Source organism: Leptothoe sp. ISB3NOV94-8A (assembly GCF_043421595.1).
In the GTDB taxonomy this organism is placed as follows: domain Bacteria; phylum Cyanobacteriota; class Cyanobacteriia; order Phormidesmidales; family Phormidesmidaceae; genus Leptothoe; species Leptothoe turfae.
The window spans coordinates 1397421-1415922 of record NZ_JAXSQW010000001.1; the positions used below are offsets into that span (position 1 = coordinate 1397421).

General features: G+C 46.7%; 18 protein-coding genes, 1 pseudogene and 1 other annotated feature. Of the genes and pseudogenes, 6 read left to right on the forward strand and 13 right to left on the reverse strand.

Annotated elements, in window-relative coordinates:
• Positions 1–155: 155 nt before the first annotated feature.
• From SPB21_RS06130 to SPB21_RS06145, 4 genes are all read right to left on the reverse strand, one after another.
• Positions 156–494, reverse strand: a complete 339-nt coding sequence (locus tag SPB21_RS06130; RefSeq protein ID WP_163702194.1) for a DUF2004 domain-containing protein — start codon at positions 492–494, stop codon at positions 156–158.
• Positions 495–601: 107 nt separating this feature from the next.
• Entirely contained in the window at positions 602–1192 is a 591-nt protein-coding gene (locus SPB21_RS06135) for a hypothetical protein (RefSeq protein WP_499865985.1), read from the reverse strand.
• Positions 1193–1384: 192 nt separating this feature from the next.
• The gene (locus SPB21_RS06140; RefSeq protein ID WP_163668292.1) at positions 1385–2011 is read right to left on the reverse strand and encodes a GNAT family N-acetyltransferase; all 627 of its coding nucleotides are present in this window, start codon (positions 2009–2011) and stop codon (positions 1385–1387) included.
• Between the two features lie 97 nt (positions 2012–2108).
• A complete protein-coding gene (locus SPB21_RS06145; protein ID WP_163668294.1) occupies positions 2109–2573 on the reverse strand; it encodes an ester cyclase in 465 nt (154 codons plus the stop codon).
• Positions 2574–2757: 184 nt separating this feature from the next.
• On the opposite strand from SPB21_RS06145, the gene SPB21_RS06150 reads away from it, so the two are divergent.
• On the forward strand, positions 2758–3360 hold the full coding sequence (locus tag SPB21_RS06150; protein ID WP_499865987.1) for a TetR/AcrR family transcriptional regulator: 603 nt from the start codon (positions 2758–2760) through the stop codon (positions 3358–3360).
• 20 nt (positions 3361–3380) lie between these two features.
• Here SPB21_RS06150 and SPB21_RS06155 read toward each other — a convergent pair whose 3' ends face one another.
• From SPB21_RS06155 to SPB21_RS06170, 4 genes are all read right to left on the reverse strand, one after another.
• Positions 3381–4532 (reverse strand): bifunctional transcriptional activator/DNA repair enzyme AdaA, encoded by a 1152-nt coding sequence (locus SPB21_RS06155; RefSeq protein ID WP_499865989.1) that lies wholly within the window; start codon positions 4530–4532, stop codon positions 3381–3383.
• Positions 4486–5259 carry an isocitrate lyase/PEP mutase family protein gene (locus tag SPB21_RS06160; RefSeq protein WP_499865991.1) on the reverse strand — a complete coding sequence of 258 codons (774 nt, stop codon included), beginning with the start codon at positions 5257–5259 and terminating at the stop codon, positions 4486–4488. Before SPB21_RS06160 ends, SPB21_RS06155 begins: the two co-directional genes overlap by 47 nt.
• Positions 5260–5535: 276 nt before the next feature.
• On the reverse strand, positions 5536–8820 hold the full coding sequence (gene ileS, locus SPB21_RS06165; protein WP_499865992.1) for an isoleucine--tRNA ligase: 3285 nt from the start codon (positions 8818–8820) through the stop codon (positions 5536–5538).
• A 66-nt stretch (positions 8821–8886) separates the two neighbouring features.
• Positions 8887–9152, reverse strand: a binding site (T-box leader).
• Positions 9153–9501: 349 nt separating this feature from the next.
• Entirely contained in the window at positions 9502–10152 is a 651-nt protein-coding gene (locus SPB21_RS06170) for a pyroglutamyl-peptidase I (protein WP_163699270.1), read from the reverse strand.
• A 602-nt stretch (positions 10153–10754) separates the two neighbouring features.
• On the opposite strand from SPB21_RS06170, the gene SPB21_RS06175 reads away from it, so the two are divergent.
• The 4 genes and pseudogenes from SPB21_RS06175 (at position 10755) to SPB21_RS06190 (ending at position 13993) form a co-directional block, all read left to right on the forward strand.
• Complete coding sequence (locus tag SPB21_RS06175) at positions 10755–10994, forward strand: NADPH-dependent FMN reductase family protein (protein ID WP_163668305.1); 240 nt, start codon at positions 10755–10757, stop codon at positions 10992–10994.
• 25 nt (positions 10995–11019) lie between these two features.
• On the forward strand, positions 11020–12441 hold the full coding sequence (locus SPB21_RS06180) for an MATE family efflux transporter (protein WP_163699272.1): 1422 nt from the start codon (positions 11020–11022) through the stop codon (positions 12439–12441).
• A gap of 466 nt (positions 12442–12907) precedes the next feature.
• Positions 12908–13865 (forward strand): annotated as a pseudogene (locus tag SPB21_RS06185) (reverse transcriptase domain-containing protein); the annotation flags it as partial.
• Positions 13865–13993: a hypothetical protein gene (locus SPB21_RS06190; protein WP_284681678.1), complete on the forward strand. Its 129-nt coding sequence runs from the start codon at positions 13865–13867 to the stop codon at positions 13991–13993. The pseudogene SPB21_RS06185 and the gene SPB21_RS06190, both read left to right, overlap by 1 nt.
• Positions 13994–14032: 39 nt before the next feature.
• On the opposite strand, the gene SPB21_RS06195 is transcribed toward SPB21_RS06190, so the two are convergent.
• The 4 genes from SPB21_RS06195 to SPB21_RS06210 form a co-directional block, all read right to left on the reverse strand.
• Entirely contained in the window at positions 14033–14512 is a 480-nt protein-coding gene (locus SPB21_RS06195; protein WP_499865995.1) for a GNAT family N-acetyltransferase, read from the reverse strand.
• A 178-nt stretch (positions 14513–14690) separates the two neighbouring features.
• A complete protein-coding gene (locus SPB21_RS06200) occupies positions 14691–14837 on the reverse strand; it encodes a hypothetical protein (RefSeq protein WP_499865996.1) in 147 nt (48 codons plus the stop codon).
• A 33-nt stretch (positions 14838–14870) separates the two neighbouring features.
• Positions 14871–15485 carry a HEPN domain-containing protein gene (locus tag SPB21_RS06205; protein ID WP_499865998.1) on the reverse strand — a complete coding sequence of 205 codons (615 nt, stop codon included), beginning with the start codon at positions 15483–15485 and terminating at the stop codon, positions 14871–14873.
• Positions 15486–15735: 250 nt separating this feature from the next.
• Positions 15736–16365, reverse strand: a complete 630-nt coding sequence (locus tag SPB21_RS06210) for a hypothetical protein (protein ID WP_499866000.1) — start codon at positions 16363–16365, stop codon at positions 15736–15738.
• 287 nt (positions 16366–16652) lie between these two features.
• Between SPB21_RS06210 and SPB21_RS06215 the strand changes: the two genes are divergently transcribed.
• Positions 16653–17621, forward strand: coding sequence for an integron integrase (locus tag SPB21_RS06215; RefSeq protein ID WP_163699199.1), 969 nt, complete (start codon positions 16653–16655; stop codon positions 17619–17621).
• Between the two features lie 16 nt (positions 17622–17637).
• On the opposite strand, the gene SPB21_RS06220 is transcribed toward SPB21_RS06215, so the two are convergent.
• Complete coding sequence (locus SPB21_RS06220) at positions 17638–18486, reverse strand: hypothetical protein (protein ID WP_163699201.1); 849 nt, start codon at positions 18484–18486, stop codon at positions 17638–17640.
• Positions 18487–18502: the final 16 nt, after the last annotated feature.

An 18502-nucleotide genomic window follows, 5' to 3' on the forward strand; every position in this document is an offset into this window, starting at 1 on the left:
AGAAATTGACTTCAGAGGTTATGTTAAATCATTTATGGAATACCCAAGGAATATTAAGGTTCGTACATCGAGGCTGGAAGCTAACGGCGACATTCACCCTCTTGCTTTAAGGAATTTATGAGCTTTTCGCTGAGATCCAGCTAAATCCTTATATATTAGGATCCCATGCAAATCTCATCGATGTTTCCGCTATCGTCGAACTGAACACTGAGAATGTAGTTTGAAACGTCTCCAGGCAGAGTAAAGTCAAGCTGTTCGAATTCGCCTTCCTCTTCACCGGAGGGAGAGAGCAGTATCAGAAGTCCCAAGATCTGTTTTGAATCTGGCTTAGCAGTTCCCAGTCTTTCCAACCAATAGGCAGCGTCCATTTCGTCTAAGTGATGTGAGACAAACAGATCAGCACCGAATTCACCTTCCTCAGTTCCAACAGAACCTTGAATAACTTCAAGAGCCACCTGTATTCGTCGGGCTAGCTCGTTTGGAATTGCGGTCATTTTCAAGATGCGCGGCTAACAGGGAGCTGAGCGGCGGTCAGTATTTCTGATTTTAGTCGATAGCTTTGAGCCCGTCAGCACCAACGCAGTGTTAGCTGAGTAGAGTTCTACCTGTGTGCTATCTCTTTGTAATATCTATCTATAAAAGGTTCAACTATGTTATTTTCCCAAATCTGAAACTCGATATACTTTTCAAAATCTCCTTCCCAATAGCGTTCATAATTATGGTAGTCATCATCACATGGCATTCCATACTCGCTAATCAAACTATTGAGTTCGTGGAGCAGGAAAACCTTCCCATGGTAAGGCTTTTTATTGTCAGATAAAGCGACATAACTATCTGGAAAAGTAAAAGACGTCGTTTCTGGATTCAAATCACAAATTGGTATGCTTACTTCAAGGTGCTCTTTAGCCAGATGCTTAAGCCAGGTTGATGCACCGAGAACAAAGTAGAAAGGATAGTTTCTAATCGGTTTTCCACCACGTTCTATAAAAAGACGGCGCAAGTCATTCTCAATCTTTCGCCTAGTGTTAATGTAATTAGTCCCATATCTTCTCTGATAACCAGCATCATATTTGTGTCGATTTCTTAGCTCTTGAAAGATAGGACTATCACTACCATTTTCTAGATCAGATAAAGTCAGGAATGGTTGGCGATCTGCTAAATGATAATGAGTGATGAAGCTTGGTACTTTCATACAATTATGGAAAAATCTAGAACTAGCTACTCGCTCATGTTCTGATCTGATGCAACCTCTGACCGCAAAGTCAGCTAACGTTGCTGTTCAGCGGTTGAAATGATATCGCAACTCCACCATGAATTCTTGGCAATTTACTGTAACAGAATTATTATGCAACATCAACAATCTTGGTCTAAAGTAGCTAATCGGTCATGGATTACGCTTGAGTGTCCAAAATGACGGTGCGTCGGGTGCGAACCTTTGCTCGTGAGCGATTTCGAACCCATTTTTCTGGTAAAAACGTACTGCTTGTCCTGTAAACGTTACGACATAACAGGGTAAGCCCTCATCACTCGCTCGTCGCAAAATGGGCTGTAGTAAGCGACTACCAATCCCTTGTCCTTGTTGTGCTGGATGTACCACCATCAGCCCCAAATACCAAAAGGGGGCACTGCCCATGTCTTGTTGATGGGCTATTTCAGTTGTGTACAAGACATTCAGCCATCGTCCTAATCGATTCCAACCCACTTTCATCGGCAACCGATATAACTGAAGTTGCCATAAAATCTTTAATTGCTGGTGCAGGTTGCTAGAGAATTCTCCAGGTGGTAACCAGGCCGCAATGCCTTGCAAGGCTGATGTCGTGTAGATATGTTCATACTGTTTGCAGTAGGCCATGACCCTATTAGTCAACCAAGTTAAAGCTTGAAATCGTAGGTCTGGATCGTCTGGTGTCAGATAACTAAAAACTGGATCAGATTCAAATGCATTTGCGGCAATTTCACTTGCAGCCGGAATTTGTGACTGTTGTAACTGGACCACATCAAAGCAATGCATGATTTACTGACCTGAACATGAGGTTGAAGTGTATCAGGCGATGAATTTCCAGATACATCGCCCAAACGTGTTATCGGTCTCTTAATTTCAACAATGACTAAGCATCGGGTATAAGTCCCAATTGCTGCATCACAGATAGCAAGTTAGTTTCGTACCACCACTCGCTGATCTTGCCATCTTTAATTTTGAGCATTGTAAAATCATTTACTCTCACCGTTTTATTGGTTGCAGGCATCCCTAAAAAGGGGCCGGACTGCTTACCTTCTAGGGTCGATCGATAAATAACTACGTCATCTTCAGCCACAACATTTTCGATGGTGTTCTTGAGTTTGGGAAATCCAACAAACAGATCTTGATTGAACTGTTTATTAGCTTCCAAGCCAACAACTTTATCCGGCAAACTATTGAAGTGATAGATGATATCGGGAGCCATTAACTCATCCCAAACTTGTTGCCAATTTGGTTGTGTACCCCAACCTTCTTTCGCAAACCGAAGAGCCATCTTCTTATTCACTTGGCTTAAGTCCTGAGTGATAGGTGATGAATTTATAGGTTGAGCCATTGATGGAGCCTCACAACTAAACATTAACAAAGAAAAACAAATAACTAAACCTACGGTGAGCTTGACTGTCCAGCCTAGAAGCTGGAACGCTCGCTTTTGTAGTGAAGCGTGTATGAAACTCTCCATACGCTGCCGTATGCAACTAACTTAAGCTATGATTTTGAAGATGTCAATACGGTAGCGTATGGCTAAAAACCAAGGTAAAAAAATTTCAGAATCTAAGCTTGGGCGGCAGGACTGGATTAATGCAGGGTTAATGGTTCTAGCAGAAGGTGGTACAGAAGCGGTCCGAATAGAGCCATTGGCGAAGCGGATAAAGATGACAAAAGGCAGCTTCTATTGGCACTTTAAAAATCGAAATGATTTACTGGATGCAATCTTGGCTGAATGGGTAGAGCTCGATACCAACGGTATTATTAAACAGGTCAACCAACTTGATGCTGATCCGAAGACGAAGTTACTGTACCTATTGGAACTGGCATACGCAGATAACGATTTTATGCCTGGTTTGGCCGATGGCGGAATTGAGAATGCCATTCGTGCTTGGGCAAAGAGTAATCAGAAAGTGGCTGAACTCATTGCTCATGTTGATCAACAAAGGCTCAACTACACCAAAACATTATTTCTCAAAATTGGATTTTCTGAGGCTGAGGCAATGGTTCGCGCCCGCCTAGCTTACTATGCCTTGGTGGGTGAGTTAACGATTGGGATAGACCCCCATCAAGTGAATCGTCAAGCCGAAATCCGAATGCAATACGATATTTTGACTTGCAACATCAATGGATAAATCTAACAGCGTACCTAGACCTATAACTCATGCCGCATAACGTTTGCCTTCAACCGCCGCCTGGAGCGTAGCGGAAGGCGGTCAGTTGCAAGGCAAACGTTATGCACCTCATGCTCCAAGAGCCAACGTTTTCGTTCCAGGCCACCACCGTAGCCCAATAAATCGCCATTTTTACCAATGACACGGTGACAAGGAACAATAATTGAGACTCTGTTGCTCCCATTGGCTGAAGCTACGGCCCTGATTGCACTGGCTTTATCCATCGACAATGCCTGTTGTTGATACGTACTGGTTGTTCCATACGGGATATGTTGCAAGCTTTTCCAAACCGTTCTCTGGAAGTTCGTACCTGGCGTGTCCAAGGCAACGCTAAAAGTTTTCCTACTGCCGCTGAAATATTCTGCAAGCTCCTGCCTTGCTTGAGCAATGTGGCTGTTTTCTCCTGCAATAATTTTTGCCTTGAGTAAACGTTGTAAATCCTTGAATTCTGTTTCCAACATTTTTCGGTCAACAAATTCCAGCAGACAAACACCAATATCTGAAGCACACACAAACATGGGGCCAATAGGTGTTGTTAATCTGTCAATCAGGATGACTTTGTCTGTATTGATAGGGGAGACACCAAGCAGCTTTTTATAGGTGTAACCAAACCCACTGAGTGAGTCATAACCGCCATCAAGTGCGCTGTCTGTCACTCGTTTGCCACTTTTGAGTTCATGCACTGCATTGTTAATCCGGTACATTCTCTGAAATTGATGGAAGGTAATGCCGTAGTGTTTGTTAAACCAGCGACGCACTGACTTAGAGCTAATACCATTCTGTTTAAGGACATAATCCGTTATTTTTTCTTTGGGATTATCACGCACCAGACTAATCGCATGCTCGACCTGAGATGGAGCCTGATGGGCATTCTCCGTTGGTTTACATATCTTGCAAGGCCTGTAACCAAACTCTAAAGCCTCTTTATAGCTAGTATAAAATTCGACATTCTCAAACTTGGGTTTTCTGGCTCGGCAGGTTGCAATGCAAAATACTGAGGTTGTTTTCACGCAGACATAGAAAATACCAATGTAGGCAGGGTCTTTATTGAGTAATGCTTGATAGTATTTTTCCGCTTGGCTTGTCTCAGTGATTTTCACCGTTAAAAACCTCTGAAAAAGAACCTTTGGCATAAATGCTACTTAACGTATTCTCAAGCTGTTGGTGGATATAGTTAAATAAAAAGTTGCCCATGCTGATTCTTTTCACACCCAGGGCCTGGAGTACTTGAAAATTGGGCAATTCTGGCATACACATTACATTGAGCGGAAGCGTACAAAATTGCATGACTGCTTCGATGTCTTTAGGAGTCTGAATGCACGGCAAGAATATACCGTTTACACCTACACTTTCGTAATGGGGAATTCTTGATTTTGCTTCAGCCACCGGGTCATCATAGCCTAAAAGAAAGACATCACTGCGTATATTGAGAAACATGGCAATATTATCCTGTTGCAGCTTGTTAAGCATACGCGCAATACAGTCAGTAAAAACGACTGTATCAACAAGGCTGCGTTCACTATCAACAACAATACTGTCTTCAATATTGACGCCTTCAACACCCAAAGCAGCAAGCTTTTGAATATTTTCGGCGATTTCAATGGGGTCGCGACTATAACCAGACTCAATATCAACCGTTAATGGTAGTGTTGAATGCTTTTGAATAGTTTTGACGACCTGATACAGCTCTGAAAATGCTATTTCTTCACCATCTGCATACCCTAGCGTTGCTGCAATCGCAGCACTGGACGTGCCCATAGCTTGAAAGCCCAGCTTTTCAGCCAACTTGGCGCTGGAGGCATCCCAAACATTGCAAAGTAATAAAGGGTGTTCCTGGTTGTGTAGGGCTTTGAATGACATTGGTACATTCCTTTTATGTGAAAAGGTAAGTATACTGACGCGTGATTTTACCTACAACCGAAAACTGGACAAGTATTTTGGCGCATAACGTTGCCTATCACCCGCCGAAGATAACCTCTGCATCCTACAAATCTACTTTCGGCGGTCGGTGTGCATGGGCGTTGTTATGCTGAGATCGCTTGCTCCGACGAATTCATAAACATGGTACGTTCCCAGGAATTTATCGGCAGAGTGATTAAGGGGTTTAGTAGGGAACGCACTCTACAGCAGGGGCGACTATGTGGTTTGTCGCTTAATCCAATACCGCATCTCTGTATTATGGAGCGTTACGGTTCCACTATAATCGGCAACTGCGATCGCATCAAACCTCACCTCAGTTGCCAACACCTCACTTTCGACTGTAGCACGGTGTGCCTTTAAGGAGTCTAAAACGATTCCCGACGTTTGCAACCCTAGCTGAATCCGATCAGAGATGGCCAGCCCTGCATTTTTTCGGGCCTCCTGTAAGTGTCGGATAGCTTGACGCATCAGTCCTTCCTGTATTAGCTCGTTAGTGAGGTGAGTATTCAGAGCAGCAAGATAGCCCTGATCTTCGATAGCTGCGTACCCGTCTGGACTTTTAGCCTTGATTAAAAAGGCTTCTGGTTCGAGATGAACAAGGACTCCCTCTATGTCGATGACGGTGTCAACATGATTGCGGATATTATGGACAATCTCGCGGCTATCGAGCGTGGTCAGCGTTTGGATCAATATCGGTAACTGTTTACCCAATCGCTTGCCCAGTAGCGGTAAGTTGGGTTTTACGATGTAATCAACAAAGTCAGTAGCTAACTCTAAATAAGTCACCTGTTTGACGTTGATCTCTGCTTTGAGTTGAGCTTCAAATCTTTTGAGACCAGCCATCTCAGCCGCTGTTCGAACTCGTACTAAAAGCTCTCCTAATGGCTGCCGCAGCTTTACCCCAGCCGTCGATCGCGCGGCTCGTCCCAACTCAACCAGGCGGATCAAGATGTCCATATCTTGCAGTAATACAGCATCGATAGCCTCTTCCTCCCAAGGGCTCCACTCCGCCAAATGTACCGATTCAGGCTCATTTGGAAAAACACTCAGGACCAGATTCTGATAGAGGTGTTCGCTAACAAACGGAGCCATCGGTGCCATCAGTTTAGTCACTGTTACCAGCGCTTCGTATAAGGTCTTATACGCTGATGCTTTGTCGCGATCATTTTCAGATTTCCAAAAGCGGCGACGATTGCGACGGACATACCAATTAGACAGATCGTTAACCACAAAATCGCGGATCAAACGGCTGGCCTGGTTAGGGTTATAGTCATCTAGCTGATCGGTAACGGCTCTGGTCAGCGCATGTACTTTGGCCACTAGCCAGCGGTCAAAATCAGGACGATCAGGCACCGCTTGGATCAGATCGGGGGCATCAAGATTGGCATACAGCACAAAGAACCCATAGGTATTCCACAGGGTCATGAGAAAATCTTGGACGGTATCGTCCACTAGAGATTGGGAAAAGCGTTTAGTGGTCTCCGGTGGACTAGCGCTAAAGAGATACCATCGCAAGGCATCTGCCCCCTGAGCGTTGAGGACTGTCCAAGGGTCCACTGTGTTACCTTTGGACTTCGACATTTTCTCGCCGTTCTCATCGACGATATGCCCCAACACGATTACATTTTTGAAGGCAGGCGAATTTTCCACCAGGTGGGTCAAAGCACCCCTCGATCGCTGCTCGTCTCCATTATCTGTCAGCAGCGTGGCCAGGGCATGTAGACTGTAGAACCAGCCACGGGTCTGATCGATCGCCTCACAAATGTAGTCGGCTGGAAAGCTTTGAGCCAGAACATCTTGATTTTCAAACGGGTAGTGCCACTGGGCATAGGGCATCGCCCCTGACTCAAACCACACATCGACGGTGTAAGGCACACGCTTAAACAACTTGCTGTTTCGTTCAAAGGTAATGTCGTCGATGTAGGGGCGATGCAAATCCAGCTCAGATAAATCCTGTCCGGTTAGGGTCTCCAGCTCTTTGACGCTGCCAACGCAGACTTGCTCGCTCTCATCTTCGCTTACCCAAATCGGCAAGGGAGCTCCCCAATATCGTTCACGAGACAAGGCCCAGTCAACATTGTTTCTCAACCAGTCACCAAAACGACCTGCCCGGATATAGTCTGGGTGCCAGTTGATTTTGTTATTGTTGTCCAGCAGCTGTTGTTTAACTGCCGTAGTCCGCAGATACCAGCTCTTTTTCGCGTAGTTGATCAGGGGCGTATTGTCCCGATAGTTAAACGGGTAGGTATGGGTCAGCGTCGCTGCCCTATATAACAGATTGTGGGCCAGCAAATCCTGGCTGATCAGCCGATCCGCGTCTTTGAAAAATTTGCCGGTGTAGGGACCGTCACCCGCCGAGGCCGCTGGCAGTTTTACCTCTGGATAGACGTGCCCCAGCAGATCAACTGAAAACAGCATGGGCAGCTGATATTTACGACCCAGGTCCAGGTCACCGTAAGCCGGGGCAATGTGTAGTACCCCAGTGCCTTCATCGATCATGACGCTATCGTCACCCCAGACTCGAAACGCATTGGTGAGGTCTTCTCCGTCGGGGACTCGCCCTTGCAAGATCGGGGTATAATTCAGACCCACCAAAGATTCCCCTGAAAAGGTTTTGAGGGTACGGTAGTGACCTTCACCAAAGACCTGATCCGCTAGATCCTGCGCCAAAAGGTAGAAATCTTTTTGGGTCTCCTCGCCATGCTGGGTAGGGGCTTCAAATAGGCCATAAATCGCATTGGGGTTGATTGCGATCGCAACATTCGCCGCCAGTGTCCAGGGGGTTGTGGTCCACGCCAGCAAGTAGACCGATCGCTGGCTATGCACCTCATCTAACCAGCCCCGCTCTATTAACTGACGGGTTTTAACCGGAAATTTCGGATAAACTGAGGGGTCCTCAGCATCTCGATATCCCTGCGCTACCTCATGATCCGAGAGACTGGTGTTGTTGCGTGGACAATGCCAGGTAGCTCGATAATCTTCAAACAGCAGATCCCGATCCCACAGCGACTTCATCAGCCACCAGCAAGACTCAATGTAACTATTCTCGTAGGTGACATAGGCATTTTCAAGATCCAGCCAGTAGCCAATCCGTTCGGTCATGGCCTGCCAATCTTGAATACGCTCGAACACAGACGCCTTGCAAAGTTCATTAAACTTGGCGATGCCAAAGGCTTCAATATCTGATTTTTTAGTAAACCCTAGGCGCTTCTCGACTTCTAGCTCCACCGGCAAGCCGTGGGTATCCCAGCCGCCCTTGCGGACAACACGATGACCTTGCATGGTTTTGTAGCGAACAAACAGGTCTTTATAGGCCCGAGAAATGACATGGTGCACACCCGGTTTACCATTGGCGGTGGGTGGGCCTTCGTAAAATACAAAATTGCCTTGGGTGGCTGGTTTATCTACCGACTTTTGGAAGATATGGTGCGCTTTCCAAAAAGCTATAACCGTCTGCTCCAGGCTGGAGAAACTGGGCGTTTTTTCAACATCGCGAAACATGATTACCGCACTCCCTGTGGGTATAGAGCCGTTATAAAGTCGGCAATCGCCAACCTTATTCCTCCACATTGGGGCGCTGAGGTGAGCGCGGTACCACCCAATTTTGCCAACGCTTTGCAACGTCGGTCTTTGCAGCTACTCCCAAATGGGAAGAGCCTCCTGCTATAACGTGCAGGCCACGGCCCTGTCTACTCGAATGCGATCGCGAGCGATCCTTCTTTTGGAGGGCGGCTCAGGGAGGATATTCATTTTTGCCGTATGGTCAGGCTCACACCATCCCTGACTCGCTCTACACCGACACAAAAATTACTCTTTCCCATCAATGCCTTTGTTGGGGTTAGACCACATCTAGTTTGAAAACTTAAGTTTTTCCCGTAGGTCAAACGACTAGGTCTGGATGTGGTCAAGGTTTATTTAGATTTTTCCGATTATAGCGAATGAAAACTCAAGTTGCGAGTAGTTAACCAAGAAGCTGCGAGATGCCAATTCGTTTTGTTTTCCAGCGTAGAGCCAAACTGCACTCTCAGTCTGTTGCTTGTCAGATCACTTTAATATTTCTGTAATGGCACACTGCAGGAGTTCAGTGATAGTCGGCAGCACTGTATAACTTTCCGGTTGAACGGCTGCAAAAACCTTTGCTACAGCACCGACCAGCTTTGTTAGCTCGCTCCAACCGGGTTGTTAGACCGCGCTTAGTTTTGAATTAATCATCTGTATTTGTCTACTGATAATTAGCGAGAGAGCTTGACGGGTCATCTCCATTGGCATAAATGGTGACTCTGCCCAATACTTTATGACCTGCTCTGGCAGTACTGGAATGTGGACAAAACCAACTTTCATGTCAGATTTACGAGTTTCCCTCCAATGAAGAAAGTGATAAAAAATCTGATTGCATAAATGAGTTCCACAATCATTGGAAATTCTAGCTGGAATATTGCGGCTTTCTAGCAAGGAAACTAAACTATCTTGCTCTAGCAAAGAATTCCAGTAAGCTATGGGAGCATTTGGGACAACCTTCTCACCTTTTGGTGCATTACCTGCTCTGTCCAATGTCACAAAATATCTTAAATTCTTTGCCATTCGTTCAAGAGCTATCCGGTTGTAGCCTCGTGCTTGACCAATCCCAATGCAAAGATCAGGCGAGACGACTTTGAGGGTTTCATCGACTACCTGCCTAAGACCGTTGGTATTACCAGGCATAATCTTGAAATCAATGTAATGAAGGTACTGACTAAGCTCTTGAGTGGGATTATCACGCAGCGAAACCACAACTGACTCTGACGCATTCAACCCATCATCATTTGGCTCAAAGCCAGTGATTAATACTCTCATCTCACAACACCATCTCAGCAAAAGTCTAAACTGACTTAACTTTAAACACTCACAGATAGCTTTTAAGCCACCGTCACCACTGAGGTCTAGCGGTCTAACGGTCGTGTTCAGCGGCAACAATCAACCTTTATGCTACCCCAGGATTTCCATATTGTCCGCTGCAAACGGTTGTGTACGCTCGGCATGGGCGTGAACTAATGGGGTGAAAGTCCCCTGTAGGAGGCCCGCCCAAATGCTCGAAAGTCATAGGAGCCGAGAGACGAGTACTACTAGCTTAAGGCAAGGGCGCTCTCGCGAGGGAGGGGCTGAAGGAAGCCAACGGCAAATCTGCGAGCCGACGTAGGCGTAAGACTTCCTGAAGGGTACAGAAACGTCTTAGAAGGCCCGGATTCCCAGGTAAGTTGGCACAACACAACGAAACCTAGAGGTCCAAGGAACAGGGTAAATGACGCGATTGTGTAGAGACTGAAGTGACCCCAAAATCGTTATCAACCATTAGTGAGAATGTGCAAAAAATCGGAGAAAGCTGCAAGATATCAAGACTTAACCCACTGCATACTCCTAGGTATCTGCTGAAATATCGTTCAAGGAACGAGTTGCACATGTCACATATTTTGCATCGCGACTCTAGCCTAAGAGAGAGAGGAAGTAGCTATGCCGCTGGCACAGACCTCGTCAGCTATGGTTTCCAAGAACCTTATCTGCGTGCGGTTTTGGGACTTATTGGCGTGAGCGACATCACGTTTATTCGTGCTGCAAACTCAAACGAAAGAGAAGATTCTCGTCGGCAGTCTCTAGCTAAAACTCATGACTTAATTCGCCAGATGACAACAACTTGGTAGCGACAAGGGAAAGGCGGGCTTTACGATGGCTTATCAAACGGAATCACTCCTCCCTGTCGCAAAAGTTGACTGGCGAGGCAAACGTCGTGTGGATTATCGAGGCATTTTGCTTCTTGCGTTTCCACTGTTTCTCAGTAACGGGGTTCAAGCTGTTCTGAACCTTACAGACTCTTGGTTTATTGGACGCCTCTCGACCGATGCGATCGCTGCAATGGGGGCGCTGTACTTTCTTATCCTGGTACTGTTCGTCCTGTTTGGTGGGGTCGGCATGTATGTACAAACTTTAGTGGCTCAAGCCTATGGAGAGGGTAAATATCATCAGGCCGCCCAAGCGGTTGGGGCCGGATTTTGGGGTGCACTCTTGCTCACCCCACTGTTCGTTCTACTGGCTATTTCAGGAGTTGAGTTGCTTAAGCTGTTTCAATTCTCTCCAGTCGTTGAGCAGCTAGCCATCGACTACTGGATACCCCGTCTCTTGGGCTTGACAATCGCAATTATAAATTTAGGATTGACCGCCTTCTTCAATGGCGTTGGTAGAACTACGATTACGCTGTGGGTATCGATCGCCATTGCCCTCCTCAACGTGGTTTTGAATGAGAGCTTGATGTTTCAGTTGGGAATGGGAATGGCTGGGGCCGCATGGGCGACAACCCTTTCGCTCATGGCTGGCATGGTGCTTTTTCTCTGGGTTTTTCTCAGCCGTGAGATTCGTCAAGACTTCCAATCTCATCGGATTTGGAAGCCCCAGTGGCAAGCGATTCGCTATCTTTTTGCGGTAGGTCTTCCACTCGGGTTTCTTATGACCGCCGATTTAACCGGGATTGCCTTCTTTCAAATCATGCAGGTCAAGCTTGGTGTCGTACCAGGGGCTGCTACCCAGGTTGTCATGATGCTGACCTCGACGGCCTACATGCCAACGCTAGGTATCGCGCAGGCAGGAACAACCTTGGTCGGACAGTCAATTGGAGCAGGTAATCGCCGCTGGGCAAAGCGATTAGGCAATATAGCGATCGCCTTATGTGTGCTGTACTCGATTTCAGTGAATGTCTTACTTGCCTTTAACGGGCAGTGGCTAATACCCCTATTCGTCACGACGACTGATGCCCACGTTGAAGCCGTTATTCAACTGAGCCAGACATTACTCTGGCTAGCCGTTGTCTACAACGCTTTTAATGCATTGAATATTGGCAGCGCCTTTTGCCTTCAAGGTACCGGCGACGTCAAGGTGCCGAGTCTGTTTGCTGTTCTATTGAGTTGGTTGGGCTTTGTGCCACTCACTCATATCCTGACATTTGAGCAAGGAGAAGGGCTGGTTGATTTTCTGCCACAATTAGGAGTAGGTATCTTTGGTGGATGGAGCGCCGCAATCCTATTTACTCTGCTACTGAGTTCATTTCTATTTTTGCGATGGCGATTTGGAGGCTGGCAAAAAACTAGTTCGAGATAGAGCATAGCCTACTGATTAGGTGCAGTTTTCTCGCAAATGTCCTCTGGATAAGCACCTGAAGGTTTAACTGAGGTAGTCCAACGATCCCCATCACCCGCTGCAGATAACCTCTGCATCATACCGACTCACTTACTGCGGTCGGTGTGCATGGGCGTGTGTACGCCTGGCATGGACGTGAACTAATGGGGTGAAAGTCCCCTGTAGGAGGGAGGACCCCGTCCAAATGCTCGAAAGTCATAGGATCCGAGAGACGAGTACTACTAGCCTAAGGCAAGGACGCTCTCGCGAGGGAGGGTCTGAAGGAAGCCAGCGGCACATCTGCGAGCTGACGTAGGCGTAAGACTTCCCGAAGGGTACAGAAACGTCATAGAAGGCCTGGATTCCTGGGTGAGTTGGCACACCACAACGAAACCTAACGGTCCAAGGAACAGGGTAAATGACGCGGTGGTGCAGAGTGAAGTGAACCCCTGGCTTTTCAGAGTCAAGTTTTGGGAGTCGTCCACAGCGCTCTGCTCATGGAGCAATCAAGCAGATAAAAGGTTACCTCAAAGCGGGTTATCGCATCGCCGTAGATTTGGACTTGGAGAAATTTCTCGATACGGTCCAGCACGACGTTTTGATGGCCCGGGTGTCACGGAAAGTGCGCGAAAAAGTGCTCTTGACGCTGATAGGCCGCTATCTGCGAGCAGGCGTAATGGTGGATGGCATCATCCAGTCAACAGATTGGGGTACCCCTCAAGGATCTCCCCTTTCACCGTTGCTCGCCAACATATTGTTGGATGATCTCGACCAGGAACTGGAGACACGAGGCCACCGCTTTGTTCGGTATATGGATGACCTGGTGATTCTGGTCAAAAGTATGCGAGCGGGAAAGTGGGTAATGGCTAAGATCAGCCGATATCTCACCCAGAAGCTGAGGCTGAAGGTGAACCGGCAAAAGTCACAGGTGGTGAATGTCCATGCCTTGGAATATCTCGGGTTTCAATTTCAAGGGAATCCGGGTGTATTGGTCAGATAAAGCCTTTGCAGACTTCAAACACCGACTGAAGGGATTAACAGCCTGCAGTTGGAGAGTCTCAATGGACTACCGCTTGGAGCGCATAAACCAGTATCTGCGAGGCTGGATGGGCTATTTTGGCATCTCACAGTATTATCACCCGATACCCGAGCTCGATGGTTGGTTGCGACGGCGCATCCGGATGTGTTACTGGAAACAGTGGTGCAGACCGCGTACTCGCATCAGCAAGCTTTTGGCCCTCGGGACAGATAAGCGCCATGCGATTTTGACGGGCATTAGCCGACGAGGCTATTGGCATTTGTCGAGAACGTTGGCGACGCAAACTGGGATGACCAATGAGTGGTTAGAACAACAGGGATTGTTGTCGATACGTGACTTGTGGATGAAAGCCCAGGGCTACGTTTGATGACACAGGTTAGTGTTTGCTCCGTGATGCTGAACCGCCCGGTGCGGACCCGCATGCCGGGTGGTGTGGGAGGGGGGATTCGTGAGGATTCTCCCTATCCCGATTATGCGGCGATCGCAATTGATTAGCTCAAAAACAAAGCATACATTGAGACTTACATCTGTAACTTAGAGCTTCTTGAAGTATCTAGCGACTGGCCACAACTTGAAGCCCACCTTCTCATAGGTGTGGCGGGCCGGGGCATGACCGGGATCACCTCCAGTATCAACCATAGCAATAGACATCCCCGCATCTTTCATCCAATCAAGAGCGCGTTCTATCAGAGCGGCACCAATGCCGTGACCTTGAAAGTCTGGATCGACGGCGACCATGTAGACTTCACCCATGCTGTCCTCTGAGTGTAGTTTCACGGCTACGAAACCCACTGTAGAATCTGTATCGATAGCAACCCATACATTTGTGTCTTCTGCAGCGCAGACACTCTCGACAGCCTCCTGCTGGCTCACACGCCAATTATCGGAATAGAACGCCCGGTACACATCAGCATTCAGCGATTTCTGAATCGAATCAAAGACCGGAGTCCATGCCCGAAGCGAAAGACGAATAACACTATCAAGGTAGCAGGGGGCGTATGGTTCAATTCGCATTCCCATGTGAACTCCAGTTAACTCTGTAAACCTCAATAAACATACTACAATATACTACAAAATCTAGTGGCTTGGCCCTGAATGCTTACAGATAACTTTTAGGCTACCTTCACTGAATTACAAGCAGCATAACGTTGGAGTTCAACGGCAGTAGTAACTTTGAATTTTGCTCAACTCCTCATGCTCCGCCGTTGCAACGCAGTGTTAGCTGGGTGGTGGCAACAATCTTACCCCCCCTGCTCAAAGTGACGGCAGTTGTCAGCGTATCAGTCATGTCGCGCTGGCTCAGCAAAACAAAGCTGACTGCATCATACAAAGAATACATTTTATCCTCTCTCTCAAATCTCGGTGAGAAACTCTACCTGATGTAGGGCATGCGGCGCACAAGTGTTGCACCTGGTGGTTTATTGGGCCACCATACCAGTGCATTCGCATCTGGAAAATAATCTTTCAGAATTTGTGCAGCAGGAGTGGGCTTAACATCTGTGGGATTTTCCATTAAGTATCCACGGAGTGCTCTTGCAAGGGGATAATTATCTTGCTGAATCACAGTGTTCGGTCGCACCTGTAACGAAACCAAAAGACATAGCTCTAAGTCAGAAGAACACATTCCATTATGAACTTTCTGTTCAACGTATGGGTAGCGAGTAAGCTGATCAAATTCAGACAACATTGGAAGCTCTTGTTTCCAAGGAAAACTTTTATAACTTGGTTCAAGCGACTCAATTTTATTCCAAAGCTTGATAATATTGTGTGTCTTCAAAAAGTTTTTATTTTGATTGTAGACCTCGTATCCGTTCTCACCTCTTTTTTCATGGAAAGCAATGAATTTAGCCTTTAAATATTTTTCGATGGCTTGTACACCATGATATAGCGAGTGAACCCATTGGTCATAATGCTGTAGCACTGCAGCACTTAAGATATCGTTGTCTGCTTGGGCTAAAAAAGTACCGCTATGTGGAGGGGTATTCATACTGACACACTTAAGAAAGCAAATAAACAAATAACATATATGGTGATTGTAAACGTCGGCTAACGCCCAACATTACCAAGTCACTGCTGCTGGCGATGCCCCACTTAAATCTGGCTAAGATTGGCGGCCCTGGTACATGTGTCTGTTAGCTGGCGTTTGATTTTTGCAATGCATATTCCAATAACCTGTGTAGTACAAGTCTCGGGAGCAGTGTAGCAAATAACCCTGTTCAATCATTAATGAGAGCCGATCAAGTATCGTGGCTAAGGATCCGAGCCATCTCTTGCGACAGCTTCTTAGGCTCTGACGCGAGGTCGATACCTTGGAAGGAAATCGCGAGTTTTGGCAATTTTGCGAATGAGCTGGAGGCAGTCACGCAAGGTATGAAAGCCAGTGGTTTTCCCTCTAAACTTTGGATAGCGAGGCGTCTCGCCATGTGTATCTCGAATGTGATCCAAGCACTGCGCTTTGCGATGCTGTTTTCAGTTACATAGAGGAGGTAGAATCTGGATCCAATCAAGTTGTCGGCTAAGTACTGCGCCAGTGCATCAAGAGGACGCGTCAGTATCTCTTGTAAGGCATCCCCCATCTTCAGAAAATCTTTGGACTCATCGAAGCGGTAACCTTTGAACTCATCGAAGCGGTATCGAGGGTCCGACGTGTTGAATACCTCCACCTCGATACCTAACGCTCTCATGTCTACCTCTAGTGCTCTGGCGAACTGAGTCACCTCTTTTGCGTCATCTCCACTATGGCTCAAAAAGCAAGTGATATCGGCATTGGTTCTGCGAGAGTTGCCTCTTTCTGTAATATAGTGCTCTATTCTGCGAACAAGATAATCTATCTTAAATTCAGCCTCGAACTCAGTCCAATTGCTCATATTGACCCTATTGGTAATTGCATTGGAGCATAGCGATTCGGGAGCCACTAGATAACTATATATTCAGCGTCAGATCTGACGGATAAGATCCATATTTCCGGATCTTATCCGTCAGTTTTAGGTAATAACACCCTTATTTACAGAACTTATATGCAACTCATGACGTATAACTCCGGGAAAATAGGGTGTTATACGTCATATTTGACAGTTAAGTATGGTGAATGGGGTACTTATCCGTCAGATTTGACAGTTAAGTCACTCCATACAGGAGTTATACGTCATGTACGATGGCAAAATCAAAGCCACCACGCTTACTTGATCAAGTTAGGGAAGTTGCTCGGCTAAAGCACTTTAGTCTTTCAACTGAAAAATCCTATGTCTATTACATTCGGGACTACATTTTGTTTCATAACAAGCGACACCCGAAAGACATGGGGGCATCTGAAATCAGAGCTTACTTATCGCATCTTGCTATCCACCGGAATGTGGCAGCATCGACTCAAACGGTGGCTCTCAGTGCGCTGTTATTTCTATATCGTCGGGTTCTCAATATAGAATTGCCTTACATAGATGATATTGAGCGTGCTAAACGCCCTCAACGCTTACCAACTGTCTTCACGCGCTCAGAAGTAAAACGCATTTTAGCCAATCTAGACGGCATTCAACATCTGATAGTCAGTTTGCTCTACGGTACAGGTATGCGCTTGATGGAAGGGCTGCGCTTACGCGTAAAGGATTTAGATTTTGAGTATCGCCAGATTACATTACGCGATGGCAAAGGCCAGAAAGATCGTCGTACGATGCTACCTGACTCATTGGTTGATCCATTACAGCAACAGTTGCAAAAAGCTAAGCGTTTACATGACCAAGACTTAGCAATGGGGTACGGAACGGTTGAAATGCCCTATGCCCTAGAACGTAAATATCCCAATGCCCATAGCGAATGGAAATGGCAATTTGTGTTTCCCTCTTGGAAACGTTCTGTCGATCCTCGAACCAAGATTATCAGAAGACATCATGTTTATGAGCGGTCTATACAACGGGCGGTGAAACATGCGCTTCAGCGTGCTGGTGTCACAAAATATGGTGGCTGTCATACCTTTCGCCATAGCTTTGCTACCCATCTTTTAGAAGATGGCTATGATATCCGCACCGTACAAGAGCTATTAGGCCACAAGGATGTGAAGACCACAATGATTTATACCCACGTGCTTAATCGCGGTGGTCGTGGAGTCAAAAGCCCATTAGATACCTAATCTAAACAAACAATGTTCAGGGACCATCATGGGATACCTTACACCGCTGGAGTTGCCTGCTGGCTTGATCACCATTAGAAAGAGTGTCCCACTCTACCCTGCCATTGACCATATCAACATCCACCTTGCTGCCAAGGATTTCGATACTCTTGAGCAGCCAGTACAGAGAAAACGCCCATATACCTGCCCACTCAATCCACAAAACCAGGCGATCACCGATAATACTCGTACCAGTGGCCAGCCTCAGCAACAGCACTAGGCCAATGGAAATCGGCATCAGAAATCTGGCAACACTAAAAATAGCCTTCCAAAAAGCTCTCTTTTTTTCATCTTCAATAATTTTGACCGTGTCCATTGCTGTGTAGATGTTGACCACCATAATCGCAATAAAAAATGCGATCGCAGCAATAAAATGAATTGACATCGGCAACCCTAGCAGCTCACTAGGCACATAATCCACAAAACCAGGCGTGTCCTTACATGATGCCAGCACCTGAGGTTCAGGCCAGTCCGTCGGGAAAAACGCCACACCCGCAAGGCAAATACCCGCAATATTAAGCAGCCAGTTCTCCAGCTTGCCAAACCCACTGTAAATAACACAGCAAGCTGCGATCGCAGCCAAAATGCCAACAAATAAATCCCGATAAACACCCTCTAAAGCCGTGCAGCTCGACCCAGCATGGTAGTAAGCACTCAGAGAATTCTGAACCGGCAGCGGTGCCGCAAGCCACCACCAGCTTCTAAGCCCACCAATCACAAGCAACAGAGGCAAAATAAAACCAAACACACTCATACACCAGCGCAGTACAGAATAGCTACGTAAGATATGAGTATCTAAATGCTCAGGGGAACCAGTAAATCGCATAATTCACGAGTTAATG

What these genes read in the sequence shown, in the direction of transcription:
- SPB21_RS06160 (WP_499865991.1), bottom strand. Translation starts at nt 5,259, where the DNA reads ATGTCATTCAAAGCCCTACACAACCAGGAACACCCTTTATTACTTTGC.
- SPB21_RS06200 (WP_499865996.1), bottom strand. Translation starts at nt 14,837, where the DNA reads ATGTATTCTTTGTATGATGCAGTCAGCTTTGTTTTGCTGAGCCAGCGC.
- SPB21_RS06215 (WP_163699199.1), top strand. Translation starts at nt 16,653, where the DNA reads ATGGCAAAATCAAAGCCACCACGCTTACTTGATCAAGTTAGGGAAGTT.
- SPB21_RS06220 (WP_163699201.1), bottom strand. Translation starts at nt 18,486, where the DNA reads ATGCGATTTACTGGTTCCCCTGAGCATTTAGATACTCATATCTTACGT.
- SPB21_RS06190 (WP_284681678.1), top strand. Translation starts at nt 13,865, where the DNA reads ATGACACAGGTTAGTGTTTGCTCCGTGATGCTGAACCGCCCGGTGCGG.
- SPB21_RS06135 (WP_499865985.1), bottom strand. Translation starts at nt 1,192, where the DNA reads ATGAAAGTACCAAGCTTCATCACTCATTATCATTTAGCAGATCGCCAA.
- SPB21_RS06180 (WP_163699272.1), top strand. Translation starts at nt 11,020, where the DNA reads ATGGCTTATCAAACGGAATCACTCCTCCCTGTCGCAAAAGTTGACTGG.
- SPB21_RS06145 (WP_163668294.1), bottom strand. Translation starts at nt 2,573, where the DNA reads ATGGCTCAACCTATAAATTCATCACCTATCACTCAGGACTTAAGCCAA.
- SPB21_RS06205 (WP_499865998.1), bottom strand. Translation starts at nt 15,485, where the DNA reads ATGAATACCCCTCCACATAGCGGTACTTTTTTAGCCCAAGCAGACAAC.
- SPB21_RS06195 (WP_499865995.1), bottom strand. Translation starts at nt 14,512, where the DNA reads ATGCGAATTGAACCATACGCCCCCTGCTACCTTGATAGTGTTATTCGT.
- SPB21_RS06150 (WP_499865987.1), top strand. Translation starts at nt 2,758, where the DNA reads ATGGCTAAAAACCAAGGTAAAAAAATTTCAGAATCTAAGCTTGGGCGG.
- SPB21_RS06140 (WP_163668292.1), bottom strand. Translation starts at nt 2,011, where the DNA reads ATGCATTGCTTTGATGTGGTCCAGTTACAACAGTCACAAATTCCGGCT.
- SPB21_RS06130 (WP_163702194.1), bottom strand. Translation starts at nt 494, where the DNA reads ATGACCGCAATTCCAAACGAGCTAGCCCGACGAATACAGGTGGCTCTT.
- ileS (WP_499865992.1), bottom strand. Translation starts at nt 8,820, where the DNA reads ATGTTTCGCGATGTTGAAAAAACGCCCAGTTTCTCCAGCCTGGAGCAG.
- SPB21_RS06170 (WP_163699270.1), bottom strand. Translation starts at nt 10,152, where the DNA reads ATGAGAGTATTAATCACTGGCTTTGAGCCAAATGATGATGGGTTGAAT.
- SPB21_RS06175 (WP_163668305.1), top strand. Translation starts at nt 10,755, where the DNA reads ATGTCACATATTTTGCATCGCGACTCTAGCCTAAGAGAGAGAGGAAGT.
- SPB21_RS06210 (WP_499866000.1), bottom strand. Translation starts at nt 16,365, where the DNA reads ATGAGCAATTGGACTGAGTTCGAGGCTGAATTTAAGATAGATTATCTT.
- SPB21_RS06155 (WP_499865989.1), bottom strand. Translation starts at nt 4,532, where the DNA reads ATGCCAAAGGTTCTTTTTCAGAGGTTTTTAACGGTGAAAATCACTGAG.